The following is a 22,494-nucleotide window of genomic DNA, read 5'->3' on the forward strand; positions in this document are numbered from 1 at the left end:
TTTTGCTGGGAGACTACCTATTGCTTCGCTATCTGCTATTTATACAGAATTAAATTCTGAATTCTAAGTCATGACTCCTGAATTATTTTCTGAAAAATGAAATACGCTAATAAATAATTTACGAGCTAGAAAGTAATTATTTTATTCTATTTCTGTCTCTTTGAAGGCGAGCATATTGTAGACAATTAAGAACTGCTGAGAATCTTCCAACTTGGAAAATGCTATTAGGTAAAATTTGTATTTGTAAAAGTATATTAGGGGTTTGACATCGCAGCTAATACGTACAGGAGATTATATAATTTTCGTGGAGTTATTATATGAAAGTTTTAACTGGTCTGATTTCCAGTTTGACGCTACTGAGTTTAAATGTTGTGAGTTTATTTCAGGTACAGGCTCAAACACCCACAGGATTTAAGTTTCAACAAGTTGGTGGAACTTTTTTCGGAAATGGTTGCCCAAGCGGAACAGTACAGCTAGTTTTGAATGGAGATACTGCTTCAGTAACATTTTCTCGGTTTGAAGCTAAAGCTTCACCTCCTAAAGTTGTATCAGCATCCTGCAATCTGCGGTTCGGTCTTGATATACCTTCTGGATTTAACGTTCAGCCGATTAGCATCAGGTATCTTGGCTTTGCAGATGTGCCTACAGGAGGCAGTGCTGATTTGAGGGTTGAAATATCATTTCAAGGTGCAAGTGTTGCAACTATCAATAATCCAAATCAAACGTTTCCGGCTGGCTTTTCAGATACTTGGAACAAAAATATAGATATTATAAGCAAACACAATAAATGCATGTAGTAGACCAGTCAGTTCGATTTTTGGTATTAATTCAACTCTGACTGCAAGAGCTAGAGATATACCTGCAAATCAAGAAACCCAAATCCGAATTAATACAATTGACACAACAATTAAGGATGTATTGTTCCAAATAAAATTTGCTTTTAAGCGTTGTTAGGTTTTTTAAATGCATAGTCAGTTTTGCATTTAATATTTTACAGAAACTGCTGTTTGTAAAACTTTACCAACTTATGGAAAGACTTCTTCAATTACTCTGAATAAATCTTTGCCTCTCTGTCTTGACAAATAGTTAGGTCACGCCAAAGTAGTTGACAAATCTAAATAAATCATAATTGGTAAAAAATATGTCTTTGGATATTAAAATAATATATTTTTGTTTGATAAGTTAATGGTATAATGTTTATAAAACTTCTTGTGAGGGCAATTCTTAATTAAAAAAGAATTCAGAAGTAAGAATTCAGGAGTCAGAATCAATTAGTGGGGGTTCAATACCGCCATTTTATTCTTGAAGGCTAAATCGAACGCGAGTGCGTCTCCAAAGGAGAAGATTTAGTTAGGGTCTTAAACTCAATTATTCATTTGCTGGTAGACTCGCTACCTCTACATGATTTTCTTTTTCGTGCAGAATTCAATTCTGAATTCTAAGCCCTGACTCCTGAATTATTTTCTGATAAGTGAAATACGCTGGTAAACAATTTTTAAGTCAGAAATTGATTGTTTTATTATATTTCTGTCTTTCTTAATCAGAGCGTACTCCATACATTTAATGAGCCTTATAAATCCCCAAATCCAAAAAGTCTGCCAGGTAAAGTTTTTTTGTTTAGAAGTCTATTAGGAGATTGACATTCCATGTAATATCCACACGAGATTACAGATTTTCGCGGAGTTACTAGATGACAGTTTTAACTTTAATCTTTGTTAGGTTTTTTAATGCATAGTTAGTTTTGCATTTAATTTTTCCAAAACTTGATCTTTGTAAAGCTGTACCAACTCATCGAAAGATTTCTTCCAATAGCTCTGAAGAAATTTTTGACTCTGTGTCTTGAGACATAGTTATTGACAACAAACCTGAGAAGCTCTCCTTATTTGAGATGAAAGATATGAAAGTTTTAACTGCTCTTATTTCTAGCTTGACGCTACTGAGTTTAAATGTTGTGGGTTTATCTGAGGCGCAGGCTCAAACACCAGCATTTCAGTTTGAAAGTGTTCCAGTAACTGTTTTCGGAAATGGCTGCTCGTCTGGAAGTTTCCAGGGAACTTTGGTAGGAAACACTCTGTCTGTAACTTTACCTCGATTTCAGGCTATAGCTGTATCTCCTAGAGTTGTATCACAATCTTGCAATCTCAGAATTGGACTTAATATCCCTAAGGGCTACAAAGTTCAGCCCATTAACTTGAGATATTCTGGTTTTGCAAATGTACCTCAGGGGGGTACTGCTGCTCTAAGGGTTACACCAGTGTTTCAAGGGAAAGTAATTCCATCTAGGAATGATCTAAACGCAAACTTCGCTTCTGGCTCTTCAGTTGGATGGCTGAAAGATGTAGCTATTACAGGAGATACAGTAGACGCGTGTGCTAACCGAGTGAGTTCGGTTTTCGGCATCAACACAAATTTGATAGCGCGTGCTACAAATGTAGCTGCGGGGCAGCAAACTCAAATTGGATTCAATGGAATTTATAGAATTAGGTTTAATTTGACTCCTTGCTAGTAGGAGCAGATATAGCGATGCCATGTAGAGAGTCGAATCTTAGAGGATTAAATTAGTCCTCACAAAAAATCGATAAAAAGCCAGAGCACCAGGCTTAGTATGATACTAGGCTGGTGCTTTTGTATATTTTTGTGCAGTCTATCTCTGATTACACTGCTCTGGTGGATTTGGCAAATATTCTGGCAACGTTTTTCTACTGTGGCATAAAGCAGCAAGCATAAATAAAATATTTCTACACTGCTAACTAAATTGAATAAGACAGAGGGAAGGACTTGGCATCCTTTGGCTTCACATACACCCGTTGTTTCGGTTCTAATTCTAATTGGTTAAAGCGATCGCGTGTTAAATGCGCCATCAACACTTGCCCATCATCGAAAGTTAATTCTACCTGAATTTCCCAACCCAAATGTATCAAACGGCTGACTGTAGCAGCTGTAGTAGAACCGTTAGCAACCTTTTCTAATATCACATCTTGCGGACGCAAAAATACTTGTGGGTGTGGTGCATCAAATCCGCTACTTTCAAAAATCTTAGAGTTGCTGGGTAACACATTCACCGGGCCTATGAAGCTCATCACAAATGCGGTGGCAGGATTATCATAAATTTCTGCTGGTGTCCCCACCTGCTCGACACGCCCTTTATTCATCACCACAACTTCATCGGAGACTTCCATTGCTTCTTCTTGATCATGGGTGACAAAAACCGTGGTAACATGAACCTCATCATGGAGGCGGCGTAACCATGCCCGTAAGTCTTTGCGGACTTTTGCATCAAGTGCGCCAAAAGGCTCATCTAGCAGTAAGACTTCTGGTTCTACTGCCAGTGCCCTTGCCAATGCTACCCGTTGTCTTTGACCACCAGAAAGTTGTGATGGATAGCGATCGCCTAATCCACTCAATTGCACCAATTCGAGTAACTGTTCTACTCGCCCCTTAATTTTTTTTGGCTGTGCCTTACGAATTTCTAAACCAAAGGCAATATTTTGCTTGACAGTCAGATGCTTAAATAAAGCATAATGCTGAAACACAAAGCCAATATTGCGCTGTTGTACGCTTTGGTATGTAGCGTCCTTACCGGTAAGCAGAATTTTGCCACTATCTGGCATTTCTAAACCTGAAATTAACCGTAGTAGCGTAGATTTACCTGATCCTGATGGGCCGAGCAACGCAACTAGCGAACCACTCTTAATTTCCAGGCTAACCTGATCAACTGCCTTGAAACTCCCGAATTGTTTAGAGACATTCTCAACTACTATACCCACTGCGGCTGTACCTCTGCAAATAATCTACAGTTTCCTGCTAGGATTACTGTGTCTTACATATACCATATATCGTTAGTTAGAGATAAACAATATTTAGCCAAGATTTAGCTACTACAACTGCCGCAATCGAGGAAGCTACAGTCAGCACCACTGCAATCTAGGGAACCACAATCCGGGGAACTACAATGCGGAATTATGCTAACCATCTCGACACAATTGCAGCCCAAATCGGCACAATCAAAACAGTCAGTATTATTGGTGCTAATAAATGAGGATTTTTGAGTAACTTTACCAGATGCTTTTTGTCGTTGCTGCGTATCTGCTTCCTCTTCCGTCGAGTCTTTTGAGCTCTCGGTTTGCGTAGACGCGTAGCGACAAGCCGCTACGCGTCTACGCAAAATTTGGTTAGCTTGCTTGCAAGCTTGAAATCTTTCACGGGAATTAACAAAAGCTACTTTTAACCCTTCTTTAGCAACTACCTGCTTGAAGTAGCTAGAGCAAGATTCACCGCCATATAATAAGCGGTGAGCGCAAGCAAAGCCTTTGTATGGGGAAATATGCTTTTGATAACTATTAATTGCGGCAACGCTGATTTGTCTGCTAAGAGAATCAAATAAAGAATGCTGCATATTGGGGACTGGGGAGTAGGCAATATTCTTCATTTTTCCCAATCTCAATATCCAATCCACAATCCCTAATTCGTATCGAAACATTAAGGAATATTGCATTTGTGCAGGAACCTGGGGGAAAAGCGCCAAATCACTAGAAAGACCGTGGTAGTATGCTCTCGGTAAATGTGAAGATTGGGAGAAAGACCTTTGACACTACGGGTTGCTGTTATTGGGTCAGGCCCTGCTGGTTCATCTGCCGCAGAAACACTGGCAGCCTCTGGGATTGAAACCTACCTGTTTGAGCGGAAGCTAGACAATGCAAAGCCTTGTGGGGGTGCAATTCCTCTATGTATGGTGAGTGAATTTGACTTACCACCAGAGATTATCGATCGCCGGGTACGGAAGATGAAAATGATTTCGCCTTCTAATCGTGAGGTTGATATCAATCTGGTAAATGAAGAAGAATATATAGGAATGTGCCGTCGGGAAGTACTTGATGGCTTTTTGCGCGATCGCGCCGTAAAACTAGGCGCAAATTTAATTAATGCCACTGTTCATAAAATTGATATACCAGGAAACAATACCGATCCCTATACCATCCATTACGTTGACCATACAGAAGGAATATCACAGGGTATTGCCAAAACTCTGAAAGTGGATCTAATTATTGGGGCGGATGGGGCCAATTCTCGCGTTGCTAAAGAAATGGACGCTGGGGATTACAATTATGCGATCGCTTTCCAAGAGCGAATTCGCTTACCCGAAGACAAAATGGCCTACTATAACGACCTCGCCGAAATGTATGTCGGTGATGACGTTTCTACCGATTTCTACGCTTGGGTTTTCCCCAAATATGACCACGTAGCGGTTGGTACTGGTACAATGCACATTAATAAAGCCAGCATCAAACAGTTACAAGCTGGTATCCGCGCCCGTGCTTCCGAGAAGCTAGCAGGCGGTAAAATCATCAAAGTTGAAGCGCACCCCATTCCTGAACATCCCCGTCCCCGTCGTGTTGTTGGTCGCATCGCTTTAGTGGGAGATGCTGCTGGTTACGTTACCAAGTCCTCTGGTGAAGGTATTTATTTTGCTGCTAAATCTGGGCGGATGTGTGCCGAAACCATTGTAGAAGCATCTAACAGTGGTAGCCGGATTCCTACAGAAGGCGACCTGAAGGTTTACCTAAAGCGTTGGGATAAAAGATACGGACTTACTTACAAGGTGCTGGACATTCTGCAAACCGTATTCTATCGTTCCGACGCCACCCGCGAAGCCTTTGTGGAAATGTGTGATGACCTCGATGTACAACGGCTAACATTTGATAGCTATCTGTATAAGACCGTTGTCCCAGCTAATCCCATCACCCAACTAAAAATTACTGCCAAAACTATTGGTAGTCTAATTCGGGGTAATGCCCTTGCACCTTAATTGCGTGCAAAGGACCAGAACAAATAAATTACCCAATTTTGTGGGGTGGACATCCTGTACGCTTATTAATTAAGGCGGACGAGATGCCCACCCCACAACATATATCTGACTTTTCCCGTTAAGTCATGAAACAACGAAGCAGCAAGAGTTTCAGACTATAATTTATTCTCAATAACTTAATATTAGTGACAATAAATTACGAGAAAATAAGGCTTTGGGCTAGAGGTATAGTAGGCGATCGCTCAATCAAGGAGATAACGGCTTTAAAGCTCGCAGGAGATAGCAATGAAAATATTCCTTTCTCGATTTCCTCTATTGGCGGCGCTGGTACTTTACCTCTTCACCTTATCAAATTAATATTCGACTTTCAAACTTAGCTTAATTCTTAAAGTAGATGAGAAAAAGAATCATAAATGCATATACTGCAATTATCAAGCAATGAATAAACGAAGCTCCCAGTTTTAGACCAACTAGGAGCTTTTTTATTTATTATCCATTGGATTTAGTGGGTATATCACCAGAAGTAACAGCATTCATCCTCAAGGCTATTAATAATTGGTTCTGTTGGTAGATTGAATATCAATGTTTAGATTGCTATTGTGTATTTGTCAGTTAAAAAACGTTTATCAAATTAAAACAATGAATATTCTTGCTTGGATTGTTTTAGGTCTAATTGCTGGTGCTATTGCAAAGGCTATCTACCCTGGTCATCAAGGTGGCGGAATTCTCGGAACAATCTTATTAGGAATTATTGGTGCTTTTGTTGGTGGTAGTTTGGGTGTATTCTTCAGTACAGGAACCTTGACATTAGCCGCCCCGACACTGAGCATTCCCGGTATTGCAGTAGCGGTTCTTGGCGCAATTGTCGCTGTTTTCTTGTGGAACTTGCTAAATCGTCGCAGTGCTGTGTAATCAATTAAATTGGAATTAATTAATAGTAAAAATCAGGGAATTAAATTCACTATATTTTCTCCCTGAATTGAAATAAAACAATAGCGCTTACCTATATTTAGGTAGGCGCTATTATAATTTGCGGCAACGTTTACAAGTTGTCTTTGCTGCGTAGTTTACCGCATTTCGACCTGACTTTTCCCATTAAGTCATGAAACAACGAAGCAGCAAGAGTTTCAGACTATACTTTATTCTCAATAATTTTTGAAATCTTTTGGCAAGAATCTGTGCATCTTTATCTGGGTGTTCTTTTAATATTATTCTTAACTTAACGATAAATTGCTTTTTGAATAAATGCTCAATTTTATTTCCTATTTGTTTTTGGCTCAAGCATCGCCTTCTTTTGCACCTACACCACAAGAAATCTTCGTTCCCCAACAAACAAGACCTTTAACAGGACATCTTGACGAAGTACCAGTATTTAACAGTAATAACCCAGAAGTAGTTAAGAGTGAAGGAATTCTGCTGTCCACATTTCCTCCTCAAGGCAAAAAAGTGCCTAGCGCCCACCTGAACTTTCCATTTCAGGGACGGTTTGATTTATTTTCTCACCATATTGCTAGAGCAATTGAAACTCCAAATGATTTGCGGACTCTTTATTTGGGGGTGATTGTTTACAATCCCAGCGATCGCCCTGTAACTGTCAATATATTGCAAGCAGCTAGTTATCTTAGTCAACCTGATGCACCTTTTATCAAACTTCCCGCCATGCAATCAAATAATTCGGGAAATATTTTTGCAGGGCCAGGCGATCGCGTGATGAATGATATGCTGCGAGTCAGACGGCAGTCAGGATGGCCAGCCCAGTTGCTAATTCCACCAAAACAAAGCCGGATGTTAATGAATCATCCCATTCCAGTGCGTTCTTTGACCCCGCCATTGAATGGACGTTCTACTTTGTTACGTTTGTATAGCGATAGTCCGGTTTATCTGGCGAACCTAGCGATGTTTGCCAAACCCAATACCGATGGTAGTGAACGAGCGCCTACTTTAGAAGAATGGGAGAATTTGTTAGAAAATGGTGATTTTGCAGGGCCCCGTGAATCTGCTCCCAGTCCTCCCAATCACCTTGAAGGGGCAAAAGAAATTTACGGACGGGTAGCGGGGGTAGCTGTTGGCTCTCGTTGGCAAGTACAAGTTACCAACTCCAATAGTTCGTACCTGACAATTCCTGAATCAGGACAAGCTTTTTCTTACGGTTTAAGTACCCTTCTGGCAGGCAAAATGGGTACTGGACAAAACCAAACTGCTAAACTAGTGGCGCGTTATCCTGGTACAGCTTACGAAGCTCACGGCAACTACGGCATTGAATACAATATCTCTCTACCATTAATCAACAATACGGATAAGCCGCAAACTATAAAGGTGCTTTTCCAAACGCCTATCAAAGAAGATGAGTTAAGTAAACCAGGGCTTCGCTTTTTTTCACCACCTCAACCATCAGTATTTTTCCGAGGCACAGTTCGTATTCGCTACAATGACGATAATGGCTTACCCAGAACCCAATACTGGCATTTAGTTCAACAACGGGGACAGATGGGAGAACCGCTTGCTCAATTAAAAATATCCCCTGGCCAGCAGCGACTTGTACAAGTGGATTTTCTCTACCCACCTGATGCTACGCCCCCTCAAATGCTGACAATTCAAACTGTAGACCAAACTTAACCAAACAACCTGCGTCTTTGTTGCATCGCTCTGCATCTTTGTTGCATCGCTCTGCGTCTTTGTTGTATCGACCTGCGTCTTTGTTGCATCGACCTGCATCTTTGTTGCATCGACCTGCGTCTTTGTTGTATCGACCTGCGTCTTTGTTGCATCGACCTGCGTCTTTGTTGTATCGACTTGCAAAAATTAAGCTATCCTACATTACGCAGTAACTCTAAAAGACTTGTGTCTACGCCGTAGCCAATCGTGTTGACCAGAAATAAAAAGGCGTTACTGAATTGAATTATGAATCCTTGTAGAGACGTAGTATTGCTACCTCTCTACAAGGATTCTGGGATTATGCAAAATCATTTTCATACATGGAATCAGCAACGCCCGTTTCTAAGTTGCCTAAAATACAGGTTTTTGGTTTAGTGCAATTTCTGATAAAACAGATGTTGAACTGAATCTGCTGGGGCAAAATAGAAAACATGACGATTGAATCCAATTCCTCTAATCTACCAACCCCAGAACCAATCCCAGAAAACGACTCGCAACCGGATGACTTTGATGGGGGTGCAATTGAGAAGAACCTCAGTTCAGAAGTACTAGCTACACAACAAGCCCTAGCAGCGATCGCATCTTTGAAATCTCCACAATATACAACTGCTCTCCAACAAGCCCGTTCTGATTCTCAACAACCTACTACCAAGCAATTCGTAGTTAGGCCGAGGGCATTGTTAATTACTTTAATAGCGATTGCCATCACCTTCATTGGAGTTATCCTAAATAACTGGATCGTCGGCATTATCGGAACGCTGATAACTTTGCTGTTATCCCTAGCGATATTATTGCCTTGGTTGCAAAAAGCATTATACGAGTGGTTTTCAGCCCAAGAACGTACCTTGTTTGTTGCCATTTTGGGACTAATAGTAGCGATCATCGGCTTGATCAAGTTTACAGGTGTGGGCGATCGCTTGCTTGTTTGGGGACGGCAGATTAACTGGGACATTGCTGGAACCCTAGCAGATTGGTTTGGTGCTTTGGGGCAAATTCTGATCGCTGTCATCGCCGTTTACGTGGCGTGGCGACAATATGTTATTTCCAAAGACTTGACAATTCAGCAAAACCTGCTGACAGTTCAGCAAAACATCATCACCCAGCAACAGACAATTGATTCTTATTTCCAAGGCGTTTCAGACTTAGTATTAGATCAAGAAGGATTATTAGAAGATTGGCCTCAAGAAAGAGCGATCGCCGAAGGACGCACTGCGGCAATTTTAAGTAGTGTAGATGGTAGTGGTAAAGCGAAAATTCTCCGCTTTCTCTCACGTTCCAAGTTGCTCTCACCCTTACAACGCGATCGGCTATTAGGTCGAGCCATTCTCGACGGCAGTGGCGGATATGCAGAAGACCGCCTGGAAGGTGTGCGTGTCATCGATTTAGGCGTAACACTAGCCGCAGCAGACCTTTCTGGTACTGATTTGCGTTGGACTGACCTGAGCGAAGCTAATCTTGTCCGCGCCAACCTGAGCGGTTGTGATTTAGTAAAAGCCAACCTCTCCCGCACAATTTTATATAGTGCTAATCTCAGTGGTGCTGACATCAACGGGATTCGCCTATTCTACGGTGTAATAGATAAAGCATCACCCCGCAGTCGCACTGAACGACCAAATTATCAAACTGGCGAACACACTGGCGCTGTGGTGGAAAATGCTGATTTCACCAATGTGCAGCGCATGTCTGAGTCTACACGTAACTACTGTTGTGCTTGGGGTGGTGAAAAAACTAGAGGTACTATTCCTGGTGGTTGTGAAGGTATTCCCAATAAGTTGGGAAGATAGTTATTATGATGTACTTTTAATTTGCATAACCAAACCCGGCAAAGTTCCTACCTCCCGATAGTTTTACTTTGAGGTAATATGCAAGTGAAATTTCCAACAGCTTACAAATTTTGGATTATCTTAAACCGATTCACCGAGATTAAATATCAATACAGTTCAGTTAAGCATTTCTTTCTTCTCTCTGCGTCCTTGGCGTCCTTGGCGGTTCGTTAAAAAAATTGAGTTTGACAAAGAGTTTTTGACAAAGAGTTTTAGCCTTAACTGAACCCTATTAGGTTAAATATCAGTACGCTTGGGTTAAAGCTAAAAGTTTTAGAAAATTTAGTTACATTCTCTAACAAACTTAGACGGCTAACTATTAATAACCAACAGCTAATCATTATAAAAAAATTAGCAATTAGACATTAACAGTTAGCCGTCAACTCCCTTAAGGAGTATTTAAAATTCAAAACTTAATTTTGAATTGTAGTATGGATGCCTGTCAGAAATATTTCCGCAGGATAGTAACTCTCAAGCACGCTCATCAAATTTAGTGTATGCACTACCAGATTTTATCCAGTATTGTTTCAAAGTATGATGAGGCGTATGTAAACTAGCTTTTGCCTGATATAAAATGACTTGGCGATGATCCCCCATCCATATTTTATTAATGGGTTCAACGGATATTACTGTTCCTCCTAAAGAAGCGACACATTGAGAAAATCTTTCGATGGTGGTATATTCTAATGTCTCGAAGATAAAAAAGTTGCCCGAACAAATCAAGTGGCGACTGCGAATCCAGCAGCGCATTTTTTTTTCAGCTTGTGGAGGTAACATTTTAGATTTAATAGATTCAAGCTGAATCGACATAAAGCGCTCACCGCACATAAATCATCAGCAAAACTTTCCCGTTTTTCAAACCGCAAAGAGCCAGAGGTTGGCCCCCATATTTGCTTGTAGGTTTCAATATCCATACCTTTATCTAGATTTATCCAAACAGATTTTTACCACTGCCGACTTATCGACGGATAGAGCCTCAATGTCAGTGTTAGAAAGCACTTGCTCAAAGTGAGTGAATGCTAAATAATGATCGCTATGGTGCGATCGCCATCGTCCAATCGAAAGTTCAAAGAATTCAGTAATTTCCATGAGAAAAGTGGTTTGAAAAAGTAGCGTACAATCCAAAAGGTATCTTGGCTAAAAAATTATTCTCCCAGCCGAGATGTTACCCTTCTTGATCATAACTGTATTCAGATGTGCTAAGTACTGTTAGCGATCGCGGGGCTTTGAGCCAATGCTAAGTTAGGAGTACTGAGTTATTATTCTCATCGTTGTTTCCAGTCCCTTTCTCATCTATGCTTAGGCAAATCTAAGCAACAGCGATCCTGATGATTTTGCTGCCCGTCCTAATAGGGAGGTTTTCTAGATACTGTGAAAATTCAGGTATATAATTTGATGCAAAGTCCTTTGGAGACATCGCACCAAGTTTACTAGCATACAGCGACATTCTTAAGGATGGTCATCGGCCCTTGGGCTTTGAGAATTTCCATTTCTGCTGCATTTTTTACTAGTAAAGCTCCAGCAAATCCTAATGAATTCACAGAGATAGACTGAAAATGTTCCTGCGATCGCGGTACGATCAACATCCATTCTCGTGTTGCTAGAAGATTGTAAGCACCAGTTCCCACAGAATTTAGCAAAGTACGATAAAGTTCCAAAGTTGCTTGTCCCCCTGCAAATGGCGATTGTACCCAATGGGGATTTAATGGCGCGAAAGCGTGTACAAAAGGAAGTTTTGGTATTGCGTTGGTAAAGTCTAGGGTTGGCGTAACGGATGCACCAGAAGGTATCGATTCCTGAAATGGTGCTGCTGTTAGCAGAGGTTCAATAGGTATCTGCGGCCCCGAAGGTGCAAGTGGTAGTGGCACTAATTGCAAGTGCTTGTGTCGCTGACTAGCACCTGCGGTTTTGCCACTGTTGTAAAATGCTAAACCATCGAAATCAGCTAAACATGACCACATAGCCGTAAAATCTTCCAGAGTAAGTAAGCTTTCCTGTTCCTCGAAAGCACGGGTGATAATTAACAAGTGATAATCAACAACATTGAATTTATTTAAGATACATACATGAGTCTCGGAAATATCCGCCACAAATAAATCCTCTTCGTAGGGCAAAAAAGGATTAAACTCTTCACCAGAAGTAGCAGATTGTTTTTCCTGTTTCTCCTTAGCTGCTTTTTTGCGATTCAGGTTAGACAAAATTCGCACCAAAAAGCGCACTCCATCCTGTTCAACAAATTCAAATTCTGTCGGGATCGATAGTAGCGCCCCGCATTGCAAAGCATGTTCAGTCCGTTCTTTAACACTTGTCCATAAAGTGCCAGGTTTAAGTAAAATTTTTCCCTGTGCCATTTTTATCCCTTCAGGCATGGTACGGAACACGCAGCACAAAGCTGTGCCCCTTTAACAATGACTATATTCCAATACGGTTCAGTAAAATACCAAAGCTTTCATAACAACGCAATACCTCCGCAACAAAACTGTCACAAATCATATCTACATTAGTGATACATCTAAATATAAATATCTTTCCAGACAGCAATGCAAAACGAATCTCGCGACAGAGAACACCCATCAAATAGCATTTCACATAACACTGCTGATGCCAAATACCATAATCAAGCGCCCTGGAAAAAGGCTGCCGCCTCTCTATCGCTGGTGCTGCTGGGATCAGGTATGACATTAGCAGGCGGCTATATGGCTGGACATCCTCGGCAGGTGTCTGAAAGTGCATCTAATTTGGCAGTGAGTCGAGTAAATGCTGCTCCGCCATTACCAGCTACCACAGATCCTAACTTTGTTACCCAAGTGGTGCAAAAGGTCGGCCCGGCTGTAGTGCGGATTGATTCTTCACGAACCGTAAAAACCCAGATACCAGATGAATTTAGCAACGATCCATTCTTTCAACGCTTTTTTGGTTCTCAAATACCAGAACAACAGCAAAATCGGGTAGAACGGGGTACTGGTTCAGGTTTTATTATTAGTGCTGATGGTCGTATTCTCACTAACGCTCACGTAGTCGATGGTGCTGATACAGTAACAGTAACCGTTAAGGATGGGCGTACCTTTACAGGTAAAGTCTTAGGAAAAGATGAGTTGACCGATGTTGCTGTTGTCAAGATTCAGGCGGACAATCTACCGATAGTAGCTTTGGGTAACTCAGATCAACTGCAACCGGGAGAATGGGCGATCGCGATTGGGAACCCTCTTGGATTAGATAATACAGTAACTACCGGAATCATCAGTGCTACCGGACGCAATAGCAATCTAATCGGCGCTCCCGATAAGCGAGTAGAGTATATTCAAACTGACGCAGCAATTAATCCCGGTAACTCCGGCGGCCCTTTGTTAAATTCTCGTGGCGAGGTGATTGCCATGAATACAGCCATTATTCAAGGGGCACAAGGATTAGGCTTTGCTATTCCTATCAACACAGCTCAACGCATTTCCAGTCAACTAATAGCTACAGGCAAAGTAGAACATCCTTATCTGGGAATTCAGATGGTGGGATTAACGCCTCAGCTAAAACAAAATATCAACTCAGATCCCAATAGCGGTTTGAGTGTGAATGAAGATAAAGGTGTATTAGTTGTGAAAGTTGTCCCAAATTCACCAGCTGCTAAAGCAGGCATACGTGCTGGGGATGTGATCCAAAAGCTTGGTGGGCAAGCAGTCACAGATGCCAGCAGTGTTCAAAGAGCAGTAGAAAATAGCCAAGTTGGAGGCGATTTACGCATGGAACTACGTCGCAATGGGCAAAGTCTTAACATAGCTGTGCAACCTGGTGCTTTCCCCGCCCAAGTACAATAAAAAAAATTTTTCTTATCAATTGAATAAAAGTGAATTTTCTAGGATGGGTATTTTGCCCGTCCTTTTTTTTATAAGATATTTGACAAGCTTGGTGGTTACAAGTAGTAGCTAGACTGAGAAAACCTGTAAAAGCAACTAGGGATTAGGGATTAGGAACTGGGGATTAAGTCAGAAGCTGATAATTACAAACTTTTACTTGCCAGGAGTGCTTCTGCTGTCTCGTAGCTTAGGGGCTTAGAGAACAGATAACCTTGACCAAATTCGCATTCAAGTTGCTGTAACCATTGAAGTTGCTGTGGTGTTTCAATACCTTCTGCAACAACGGCTAGTTCAAGTTGATTGCTTAAGGCAATAATGGTACTAACGACCTGATAATTACGATTCCCTTCCTGCATCTGACTCACAAAGGAGCGATCAATTTTCAAATTATCAGCAGGTAAACGATGGAGATAATTGAGCGATGAATAACCACTACCAAAGTCATCAATGCTGATTTGAATATTTCTGGCCTTTAATTGGGTTAATAAATCAATTGTTTTATTGATATTCTGAATTAACATACTCTCGGTAATTTCTAGAGTGATGAAATCGCCTTTTAAACCTGTTTGGGCTAATATTTTATCTATGTCTTCAATTAAGCTGGATTGGCGAATATCTTTAGCAGACAGGTTAATACTAATCTTGAGCGGAAAGTTACTAGGAAACTTAGTTTTCCAGTCTGCCATTTGATGACAAGCACTGGAGAACATCCAGCGATCAATTTGCATAATTAGCCCCGTTTCTTCGGCGATAGGAATAAATTTATCCGGCAAAATAAAGCCGTGAGTTGGGTGTTGCCAGCGTACCAATGCCTCAAATCCAATCAGCCGATATTCTTGCAGCTGGTTTTGGCCACTGTAGGCATGGCTAAGTATGTCAACAATAGGCTGATAGTATATAACGAACTCTCCTCGTTCTAGAGCTTTACGAATATCGGTTTCTAAAGTTAGTCGCTTTACGGCTTGAGTGTGCATTTCTACATCAAAAATTTTGTATGAACTTCTTTCTTCAGCTTTAGCTCTATACATGGCAATATCAGCATCTCGAAGTAAATCGGAGGCTTGAGAATAGTCTTTTGTTCCTAAGACAATACCGATGCTCGTACTGATAACCACTTCGGAATCATTAAGTATTAATGGTGTTTGAAAATCTGTTAGGATACGTTCAGTAATTTGAATAGCCTTTTCAATACCAGAAATATCTTCCAGCAAAATTACGAATTCGTCACCACCGATTCGAGCGACTAAATCAACCCCCCGCAGATGAGTTTTTAGCTTCTGAGCAATGGTCTTTAATAGTTGATCTCCAGCTAAGTGTCCTAAGCTGTCATTGATCACTTTGAACCGATCTAGGTCGAGAAATAAGACGGCGTAACGATAGGTTTCTGCTCGTTTAGCTCGGTTAATGGCTAGTTCCAGCCGCTCTATTAAAAGTGTCCGATTCGGTAAATCCGTTAATGGATCGTGCAAAGCATTGTGAGTAATCAGTTCTTGTGCATGCTTGCGATCGCTCACATCTAATAAAATACCATGCCAGACAATATCTCCGTTTTCTTGAGACTCTGAACGCGCACTTGCCTGTACCCACTTAAGTTTACCAGAGGGTGTAATTAATCGCCATTCATAAAAAAATGGTTTTAAAGTTTGAGCGCTTTCTTTGGCAGCTACATAACATCCAGCCCGGTCATCAACATGAATTTGTTCAAAGCAAAGAGAGGCATTTTCTAAAATTTGCTCTGGTGTTAACTCTAGAAGGTCTAGACAGCCTAAACTGATGTACTCAAAGCCAACAGAACCATCAAAATGATGCACAAAGCTGTAAATTATTCCCGGAATATTGGACGCTAATGTTTGTAGCAAATTTTGGGCTTGTTTACGCTCTACCCGCACCTGAGCATCCCGAAGTTCTCGACGCACCGCCACTGGCAATCGATTTAAGTTGTCTTTCATTACATAATCGTGAGCACCTGCTTTCATCATTTCCACAGCAGATACTTCGCCGATTGTGCCAGAAACCAGAATGAAAGGAATATCTTTTTGACTCTGCTGGGCTATTTCCAGAGCCATAGAAGCATTGAAGTCAGGCAATCGGTAATCTGAAATGATTATATCCCATGTACTGCTATTGAGGGCTGTGTGTAGCTCTCCGACTGTTTGGATACGTTGCCAGATTGGATTGAAACCACCGCAACGCAGTTCACGGATGATTAACATGGCATCGGTTTCTGAGTCTTCAACCATCAGGACATTCAAGGGTTCACTCATATCTCATACTCATACCTCATACCTCATACCTCATACCTCAAGAGAGAAATGAGAAATAGTTTCTTTTTTTACAATACTCGCTTAATTAACTCGATACTTCCCTGAATACAGGTCAGCAGTAGTTTGCCTACCTTTAACCAGTTGCTCTGAGCAAGTTGTCTGGTTAATTGAGATGGTAACTGGATTTACGTCCTACTGTACTAATCTAAATAAATCAATTCATCAGGGGTTTGACTATTAGACATCTCAATAAAAGACGTAGAGACGTAGCATTGCTACCTCTCTACAAGGTTTTCGGGTGACGCATATTTAATTTCTGGAGATGTCTATTGTATAATCGGGTTTATGAGTCAACCCTGCTTTGCTCCTCAGTGTAACAATTGAAGGCGGTTGAACTATGCTAGAAATTCCGGAATATCAAATTTGGACAAAAATCCATGAAAGTGGTAATTCACGGGTTTATCGGGGAATTCGGGAACGGGATAATTTGCCTGTAATCTTCAAGATTTTGAAGAAAGACTACCCTACTCCAGAGGAAATCACACGCTATAAGCTTGAATACGAAATTACGCGCTGCTTATCATTAGAAGGTGTTATCCAGGCTTACGGCTTGCAGCAATATCAAAGTACTTTTGTGATTATTCTGGAGGATTTCGGGGGGGAATCTTTAACAAAAATTATAGCTACAAGAGGGTTTTCCTTAATAGAATTTCTGAAGTTAGCCGTGCAGATCACTACAAGTTTAAGTGAAATTCATACTGCAAACATAATTCATAAAGACATAAATCCATCCAATATTGTTTTCAATCCAAAAACACAACAGCTTAAAATTATTGACTTTGGAATTTCAACTGCCCGATCGCGGGAGACATTAACTCTCAAAAATCCAACAGTATTAGAGGGAACATTAGCTTACATCTCTCCAGAGCAAACAGGTAGGATGAACCGTTCTCTGGACTACCGAACTGATTTTTACTCTCTAGGTGCTACCTTTTATCAATTGTTGACCCATCGACTGCCCTTTGAATCTAGTGATGTCCTAGAGTTGATTCACTGCCATCTGGCTCTGAAACCCGTTCCACCCCATGTTATCGATCCAGAAATTCCTATGATAGTTTCAGAAATTGTCCTGAAACTATTAGCTAAAACAGCAGAAGAACGCTATCAAGGTGCGTGGGGAATTAAAACTGATTTAGAACAGTGTCTAATTCAGTTACAACATACGGGCAGAATTGAGCCTTTTTTGTTAGCACAACAGGATATTTCTGATAAGTTTCATATCCCGGAAAAACTCTATGGTAGAGAAAAGGAGATTGAGACATTATTAGGTGCGATCGCTAGAGTAGCAGCTAAGAAAGTTAATCGGGAAAACTCAATTTTCCTACATCCCCGTGGTGACTTGTTTTCTTCTCAAGTTGAAATGATGCTGATAGCAGGATACTCCGGGATTGGCAAGTCAGTATTGGTGCAGGAAATTTATAAACCCATTACCCAACAACGGGGGTACTTTATTGCGGGCAAATTTGACCAATATCAGCGCAATATCCCTTACTTTGCGATCGCTCAAGCCTTTGAGTCACTCATCAAACAATTACTGACTGAAGAAGATGTAAAACTGTGTCAGTGGCGAGACAACCTCTTAGCTGCCCTTGGCTCAAATAGTCGCGTTATTATCCAGGTAATTCCAACATTGGAATTAATTATCGGTAAGCAACTAGACGTACCAGTTTTACCGCCAACAGAATCCCAAAATCGCTTTAACCAAGTCTTCCAAAATTTCATTCGCGTTTTTACCGAGTCAGAACATTCACTCGTCATCTTTTTAGACGATCTCCAGTGGGCAGATAATGCATCGCTGAAGCTGATTCAACTGCTAGCTACCTCTACCGAGAAACAATCGTTGTTATTGATGGGGGCATACCGGGATAACGAGGTGAATACAGCTCATCCCCTGATCCAGATGGTGGAGGAAATTCGCCAAGCTGGAGGAGTAGTGAACCAACTTTCTCTCGCAGCATTAAGCCTACCTAATATCAATCAACTAATTGCCGATACATTGCACTGTCAACCAGAGAATTCCCTGCCCTTAGCGGAACTCGTGCAACAAAAAACTGGTGGGAATCCCTTTTTCATCAATGAATTTTTGAAATCTCTATACACTGAAGGGCTAGTAGAATTCGATCGCCAAACCAAGAAATGGCAATGGTCGATAGAACTAATTCGTAATCGGGGAATTACCGATAACATTGTGGAATTGATGGCAGGCAAGATTCAGAAGCTCAACGAAAAAACACAGCAAGTGTTGCAGCTATCTGCCTGCATTGGTAACTCTTTTGATCTGGAAACCCTGGCATTTGCGGCTGAACTATCTCAACGGGAAACCGCGCAAATTTTAGGAGTGGCGATCGCTCAAGGGTTGATTTTGCCCATGAGCAATGCTCACAAATCCGTTGTATTGGATGTGCCACTCCCTAGCAACCCTGCCATTGAATATAAATTTGCTCACGATCGCATTCAGCAAGCAGCTTATTCTCTGATCCCCGAATCAGAACGGCGAAATGTTCATCTGCAAATCGGCAAACGACTGCTCCAGAAAGCTTCTGCTCAACAGCGAGAGCAAAATATCTTTGACATCACCAATCAACTCAATTTAGGTAAAGAGTTAATTAAAATCCAGCCAGAGCGCGATGAACTGGCTCAACTAAATTTGATCGCAGGGGAAAAAGCGAAAGCTTCTACAGCATACAATTCTGCTTTAAAATACTTCCAAATTGGTTTAGATTTGTTGGCAGATAATTGCTGGCAAACTCAGTATGAATTGGCTCTAGCTCTGTATAGTTTGGCAGCAGAAACAGCTTACCTAAATGGCGAACTGGAGCTAATGGAGCAATTAGTAAGCTGCGTGCTAGAAAATACCAAATCGCTGGCAGCCAAAATTAAAGTTTATGAGGTAAAAATTCAAGCCTATGCCGGACAGATGCAATTTCTAGAAGCTCTGGCGATCGGTCTTCAGGCTCTAGAGGAATTAGGCCTACATCTGCCAGCTGCACCAACTCCAGAGGAAATTCAGCAAGCATTCTCCAATACTGCCCGCACCTTGCAGGGTAGGCGGGTGGAAGATTTGTTTGATCTACCAACCATGACGGATGCAGTTGCTCCCCTCAGCATCCGGTTATTAGCAAATTTGATGGCCCCAGCCTACCAAGCAGCCCCGGCGCTATTTCCGCTAATCATTCTGGAGATGGTGAATTTATCAATTAAGTATGGCAATCATGACCTTTCAGCCTTCGCCTACGCAGCTTACAGTAACATTCTGGGTAGCGTGCTTCTAGAAATTGAAACGGCCTATCAGTTTGTGCAGTTGGCACTGAAGTTACTAGAACAATCCAGCAACTTACCGATCCGTTGTAAAACCCTATTCATGGCCAACACCTCTGTGCGGTTTCGGAATGTTCACCTCAAAGAAACAATTAAACCATTACAGGAGGCTTACCAAATCGGCATTGAGACGGGAGATTTGGAATTTGCCGCATACAGTATTTTGCACCACTGCGACCACTGTTTTTTTACAGATATGCCCCTGTCAGAACTAGAACAGAAACTAGAAAGCTACATCCAAGTACTCACCCAACTGAAAGAATCTACTAATGCCAATGCACTCAAAGTTTATCAACAGACAGTCTTGAACTTGATAACAACATCTGCAACTCCCGAAGTTTTGATCGGTGAAGCTTATGATGAGTCGCAAGAATTACCTTTGCTACAACAAGCTAATCATCATAAAGGGTTGTTTTATCTTTACTTCAATAAACTGTTTCTTTGCTATTACTTCGAGAATTTTCTCCAAGCCGTTGACAACGCCAATCAAGCAGAAAATTATCCGGATGGGGGCAGATCAAATGCTGTTTTCCCCATCTTCTATTTTTATGATTCCCTAGCGCGACTGATGCTTTATTCGCAGGTGAATCAGAAAGAGCAGGCAATGATTCTTCAACGGGTAGCCGACAGTCAACAGAAGATGCAACTTTGGGCACATCATGCCCCGATGAATTATTTACACAAGTGGTATTTGGTAGAAGCAGAAAAACATCGAGTATTGGGTGAGGTAGTAGCAGCAATGGATGGCTACGATCGCGCCATTACCCTGGCTAGAGAAAACGAATACCTCCAAGAAGAGGCTCTGGCAAACGAACTAGCAGCCAAGTTTCATCTGGCAAATCATCGGCTAACCATCGCCAAAGCTTATTTGCAAGAGGCAAGGTACGGTTATTTAAGGTGGAGGGCAACTACTAAAGTCCAAGATTTGGAAAGACGCTATCCCCAACTACTAGAACTGAGAACAGAAAGAACCGGAACACGTCAACTTGACACTACACAATCAACTTCCAGTAAGTTAGAAGCACTTGACCTAGAAACGGTGTTGAAAGCTTCCCAAGCGATCGCCAGTGAAATTCTCTTAGATAAACTCCTGGCAAAACTGATGACCATATTGATTGAGAATGCTGGGGCGCAGACGGGTTATCTAATTTTGCCAACACAGGACGAATGGCGGGTTGAGGCAATGGGGTCGATTGGCAATAAGACAGTAGCCGTTTTGCAATCAATTCCCCTGGAATCGATCTCAGCAGACAGCATTCCTTATTTGCCAACTGCCCTGATTAATTACGTGGTTCGCACCCAAGAAAGTATCGTCCTGGACAATGCTGCTCAATTCGGCAACTTTCAATCTGAACCCTGGATTGTGCAGCACCAATCGAAATCAATTCTTTGTGCCCCTCTTTTGAACCAGGGAAAACTGACTGGAATTGTCCTTTTAGAAAATAATCTCACCACCAGCGCCTTTACCCCAGATCGAATTGAAATCTTCCGTTTACTTTCCACTCAGGCAGCTATTTCCATTGACAATGCCCGTCTGTTGAAGCAGCAGGAAGAACTGAATCAATCTTTACGGGCCGAAATTGACGAACGCCGAAGAGCAGAGAAAGACCGCGATCGCCTGATCGCCATCCTAGAAGCATCCACCGATCATATTGGCATGTTTACTCCCCAAGGTAATGTTTTTTGGAATAATATTCAAGCCAGAAAATTGGCAGGCATACCACTGGATGCAGACATTACCACCATTACCATCCCCAACTATTATCCCCAGTGGGCATTAGAGATTATTCAGAATCAAGGCATTCCGGCAGCTATTCAAAATGGTAGCTGGGTTGGTGAAACCGCGTTGTTGGACGGTGATGGCAGAGAAATTCCGGTTTCTCAAATGATTATTGCTCACAAAGCCACAGATGGCAGTTTGGAATATTTTTCTACGATCATGCGCGATATCAGCGCCCTGAAAGCGGTAGAGGCAGAAGTTCGTCAACTGAATACTGAGTTGGAAGAACGGGTAATACAGCGAACTGCCCAATTGCAATCTGCCAACAAAGCGTTAGAGGCTTTTTCCTACTCTGTTTCTCATGATTTACGGGCCCCATTGCGGGCGATCGTTGGTTTTTCTAGAATGATGCAAGAAGATTACGGTGAGCAACTCGATGCGGAAGGCAATCGTTATCTGAAAATTGTGCGAGAGAATGCCAAACGCATGGGTGAGTTGATCGATGATCTGTTGAACCTATCCCGCCTAGATCGTAAGGAAATGTCTCGGCAGCCCGTCTTGCCAAATGAGATAATTCAACAGGTGCTGAGTGATTTAGCCTCAGATTTGGAGGGTCGTCAGATTGAGTTTGCGATCGCTGATTTACCTATATGTCAGGCTGACCCTTCACTGCTTAAACAAGTTTGGATAAATCTGTTATCGAATGCGATTAAGTACACTCGTTACAAATCCCCTGCATATATTCAAGTAGGTTATGAGGTTATGGATGGGGAAGAAGTGTATTTCATTAAAGATAATGGAGCAGGATTTAATATGCAATATGCCGATAATCTGTTTGGGGTATTCCAACGCCTGCACCGCGAACAAGATTTTGCAGGTACAGGGATCGGACTTGCGATCGTGCAACGCATTATTCAACGCCACGGCGGGCGCATTTGGGCCGAAGCAGTGGTCAATCAAGGTGCGACTTTTTATTTCACCCTTCAAGGGTAAACTAACC

17 protein-coding genes are annotated in these 22,494 nt (G+C 41.7%); 10 read left to right on the top strand and 7 right to left on the bottom strand.

Features of this window, described 5'->3' with window-relative positions; genetic code table 11:
* Positions 1-317 precede the first annotated feature (317 nt).
* A complete protein-coding gene (locus tag RMY00_RS27385) occupies positions 318-797 on the top strand; it encodes a DUF4360 domain-containing protein (protein WP_322650554.1) in 480 nt (159 codons plus the stop codon).
* 1,100 nt (positions 798-1,897) lie between these two features.
* Complete coding sequence (locus RMY00_RS27390; protein WP_322650555.1) at positions 1,898-2,506, top strand: DUF4360 domain-containing protein; 609 nt, start codon at positions 1,898-1,900, stop codon at positions 2,504-2,506.
* Between the two features lie 244 nt (positions 2,507-2,750).
* Here the strand turns inward: RMY00_RS27390 and RMY00_RS27395 are convergent, their stop codons facing one another.
* Entirely contained in the window at positions 2,751-3,767 is a 1,017-nt protein-coding gene (locus RMY00_RS27395) for a sulfate/molybdate ABC transporter ATP-binding protein (RefSeq protein ID WP_322650556.1), read from the bottom strand.
* Between the two features lie 104 nt (positions 3,768-3,871).
* Complete coding sequence (gene yidD / locus RMY00_RS27400; protein ID WP_416212107.1) at positions 3,872-4,396, bottom strand: membrane protein insertion efficiency factor YidD; 525 nt, start codon at positions 4,394-4,396, stop codon at positions 3,872-3,874.
* 189 nt (positions 4,397-4,585) lie between these two features.
* On the opposite strand from yidD, the gene chlP reads away from it, so the two are divergent.
* The 6 genes from chlP (at position 4,586) to RMY00_RS27430 (ending at position 10,245) form a co-directional block, all read left to right on the top strand.
* Positions 4,586-5,806, top strand: coding sequence for a geranylgeranyl reductase (gene chlP / locus RMY00_RS27405; protein ID WP_322650558.1), 1,221 nt, complete (start codon positions 4,586-4,588; stop codon positions 5,804-5,806).
* A gap of 185 nt (positions 5,807-5,991) precedes the next feature.
* Positions 5,992-6,183 carry a hypothetical protein gene (locus RMY00_RS27410; RefSeq protein WP_322650559.1) on the top strand — a complete coding sequence of 64 codons (192 nt, stop codon included), beginning with the start codon at positions 5,992-5,994 and terminating at the stop codon, positions 6,181-6,183.
* Positions 6,184-6,445: 262 nt separating this feature from the next.
* Complete coding sequence (locus tag RMY00_RS27415) at positions 6,446-6,718, top strand: GlsB/YeaQ/YmgE family stress response membrane protein (RefSeq protein WP_069068080.1); 273 nt, start codon at positions 6,446-6,448, stop codon at positions 6,716-6,718.
* A gap of 333 nt (positions 6,719-7,051) precedes the next feature.
* Positions 7,052-8,422: a DUF3370 domain-containing protein gene (locus RMY00_RS27420; RefSeq protein WP_322650560.1), complete on the top strand. Its 1,371-nt coding sequence runs from the start codon at positions 7,052-7,054 to the stop codon at positions 8,420-8,422.
* Positions 8,423-8,439: 17 nt separating this feature from the next.
* Entirely contained in the window at positions 8,440-8,634 is a 195-nt protein-coding gene (locus tag RMY00_RS27425; RefSeq protein WP_322650561.1) for a hypothetical protein, read from the top strand.
* Positions 8,635-8,892: 258 nt separating this feature from the next.
* Positions 8,893-10,245, top strand: coding sequence for a pentapeptide repeat-containing protein (locus RMY00_RS27430; protein WP_322650562.1), 1,353 nt, complete (start codon positions 8,893-8,895; stop codon positions 10,243-10,245).
* A gap of 510 nt (positions 10,246-10,755) precedes the next feature.
* On the opposite strand, the gene RMY00_RS27435 is transcribed toward RMY00_RS27430, so the two are convergent.
* The 4 genes from RMY00_RS27435 to RMY00_RS27450 all read right to left on the bottom strand — a co-directional run bounded on the left by RMY00_RS27435 (position 10,756) and on the right by RMY00_RS27450 (position 12,635).
* Positions 10,756-11,094 carry a CpeR family transcriptional regulator gene (locus RMY00_RS27435; RefSeq protein WP_322650563.1) on the bottom strand — a complete coding sequence of 113 codons (339 nt, stop codon included), beginning with the start codon at positions 11,092-11,094 and terminating at the stop codon, positions 10,756-10,758.
* The gene (locus tag RMY00_RS27440) at positions 11,004-11,198 is read right to left on the bottom strand and encodes a hypothetical protein (protein ID WP_322650564.1); all 195 of its coding nucleotides are present in this window, start codon (positions 11,196-11,198) and stop codon (positions 11,004-11,006) included. Before RMY00_RS27440 ends, RMY00_RS27435 begins: the two co-directional genes overlap by 91 nt.
* A gap of 4 nt (positions 11,199-11,202) precedes the next feature.
* Positions 11,203-11,373, bottom strand: coding sequence for a phycobiliprotein lyase (locus RMY00_RS27445; RefSeq protein WP_322650565.1), 171 nt, complete (start codon positions 11,371-11,373; stop codon positions 11,203-11,205).
* A gap of 341 nt (positions 11,374-11,714) precedes the next feature.
* Complete coding sequence (locus tag RMY00_RS27450; RefSeq protein ID WP_322650566.1) at positions 11,715-12,635, bottom strand: phosphorylase; 921 nt, start codon at positions 12,633-12,635, stop codon at positions 11,715-11,717.
* Between the two features lie 189 nt (positions 12,636-12,824).
* Between RMY00_RS27450 and RMY00_RS27455 the strand changes: the two genes are divergently transcribed.
* Positions 12,825-14,093: an HhoA/HhoB/HtrA family serine endopeptidase gene (locus RMY00_RS27455; protein ID WP_322650567.1), complete on the top strand. Its 1,269-nt coding sequence runs from the start codon at positions 12,825-12,827 to the stop codon at positions 14,091-14,093.
* 182 nt (positions 14,094-14,275) lie between these two features.
* Here the strand turns inward: RMY00_RS27455 and RMY00_RS27460 are convergent, their stop codons facing one another.
* Positions 14,276-16,396, bottom strand: a complete 2,121-nt coding sequence (locus tag RMY00_RS27460) for an EAL domain-containing protein (RefSeq protein WP_322650568.1) — start codon at positions 16,394-16,396, stop codon at positions 14,276-14,278.
* Positions 16,397-16,793: 397 nt separating this feature from the next.
* Between RMY00_RS27460 and RMY00_RS27465 the strand changes: the two genes are divergently transcribed.
* Positions 16,794-22,487 (top strand): AAA family ATPase, encoded by a 5,694-nt coding sequence (locus RMY00_RS27465; RefSeq protein WP_322650569.1) that lies wholly within the window; start codon positions 16,794-16,796, stop codon positions 22,485-22,487.
* The last annotated feature ends 7 nt before the right edge of the window (positions 22,488-22,494 follow it).

The organism is Nostoc sp. ChiVER01, assembly GCF_034531155.1.
Taxonomy (GTDB): Bacteria; Cyanobacteriota; Cyanobacteriia; order Cyanobacteriales; family Nostocaceae; genus Nostoc.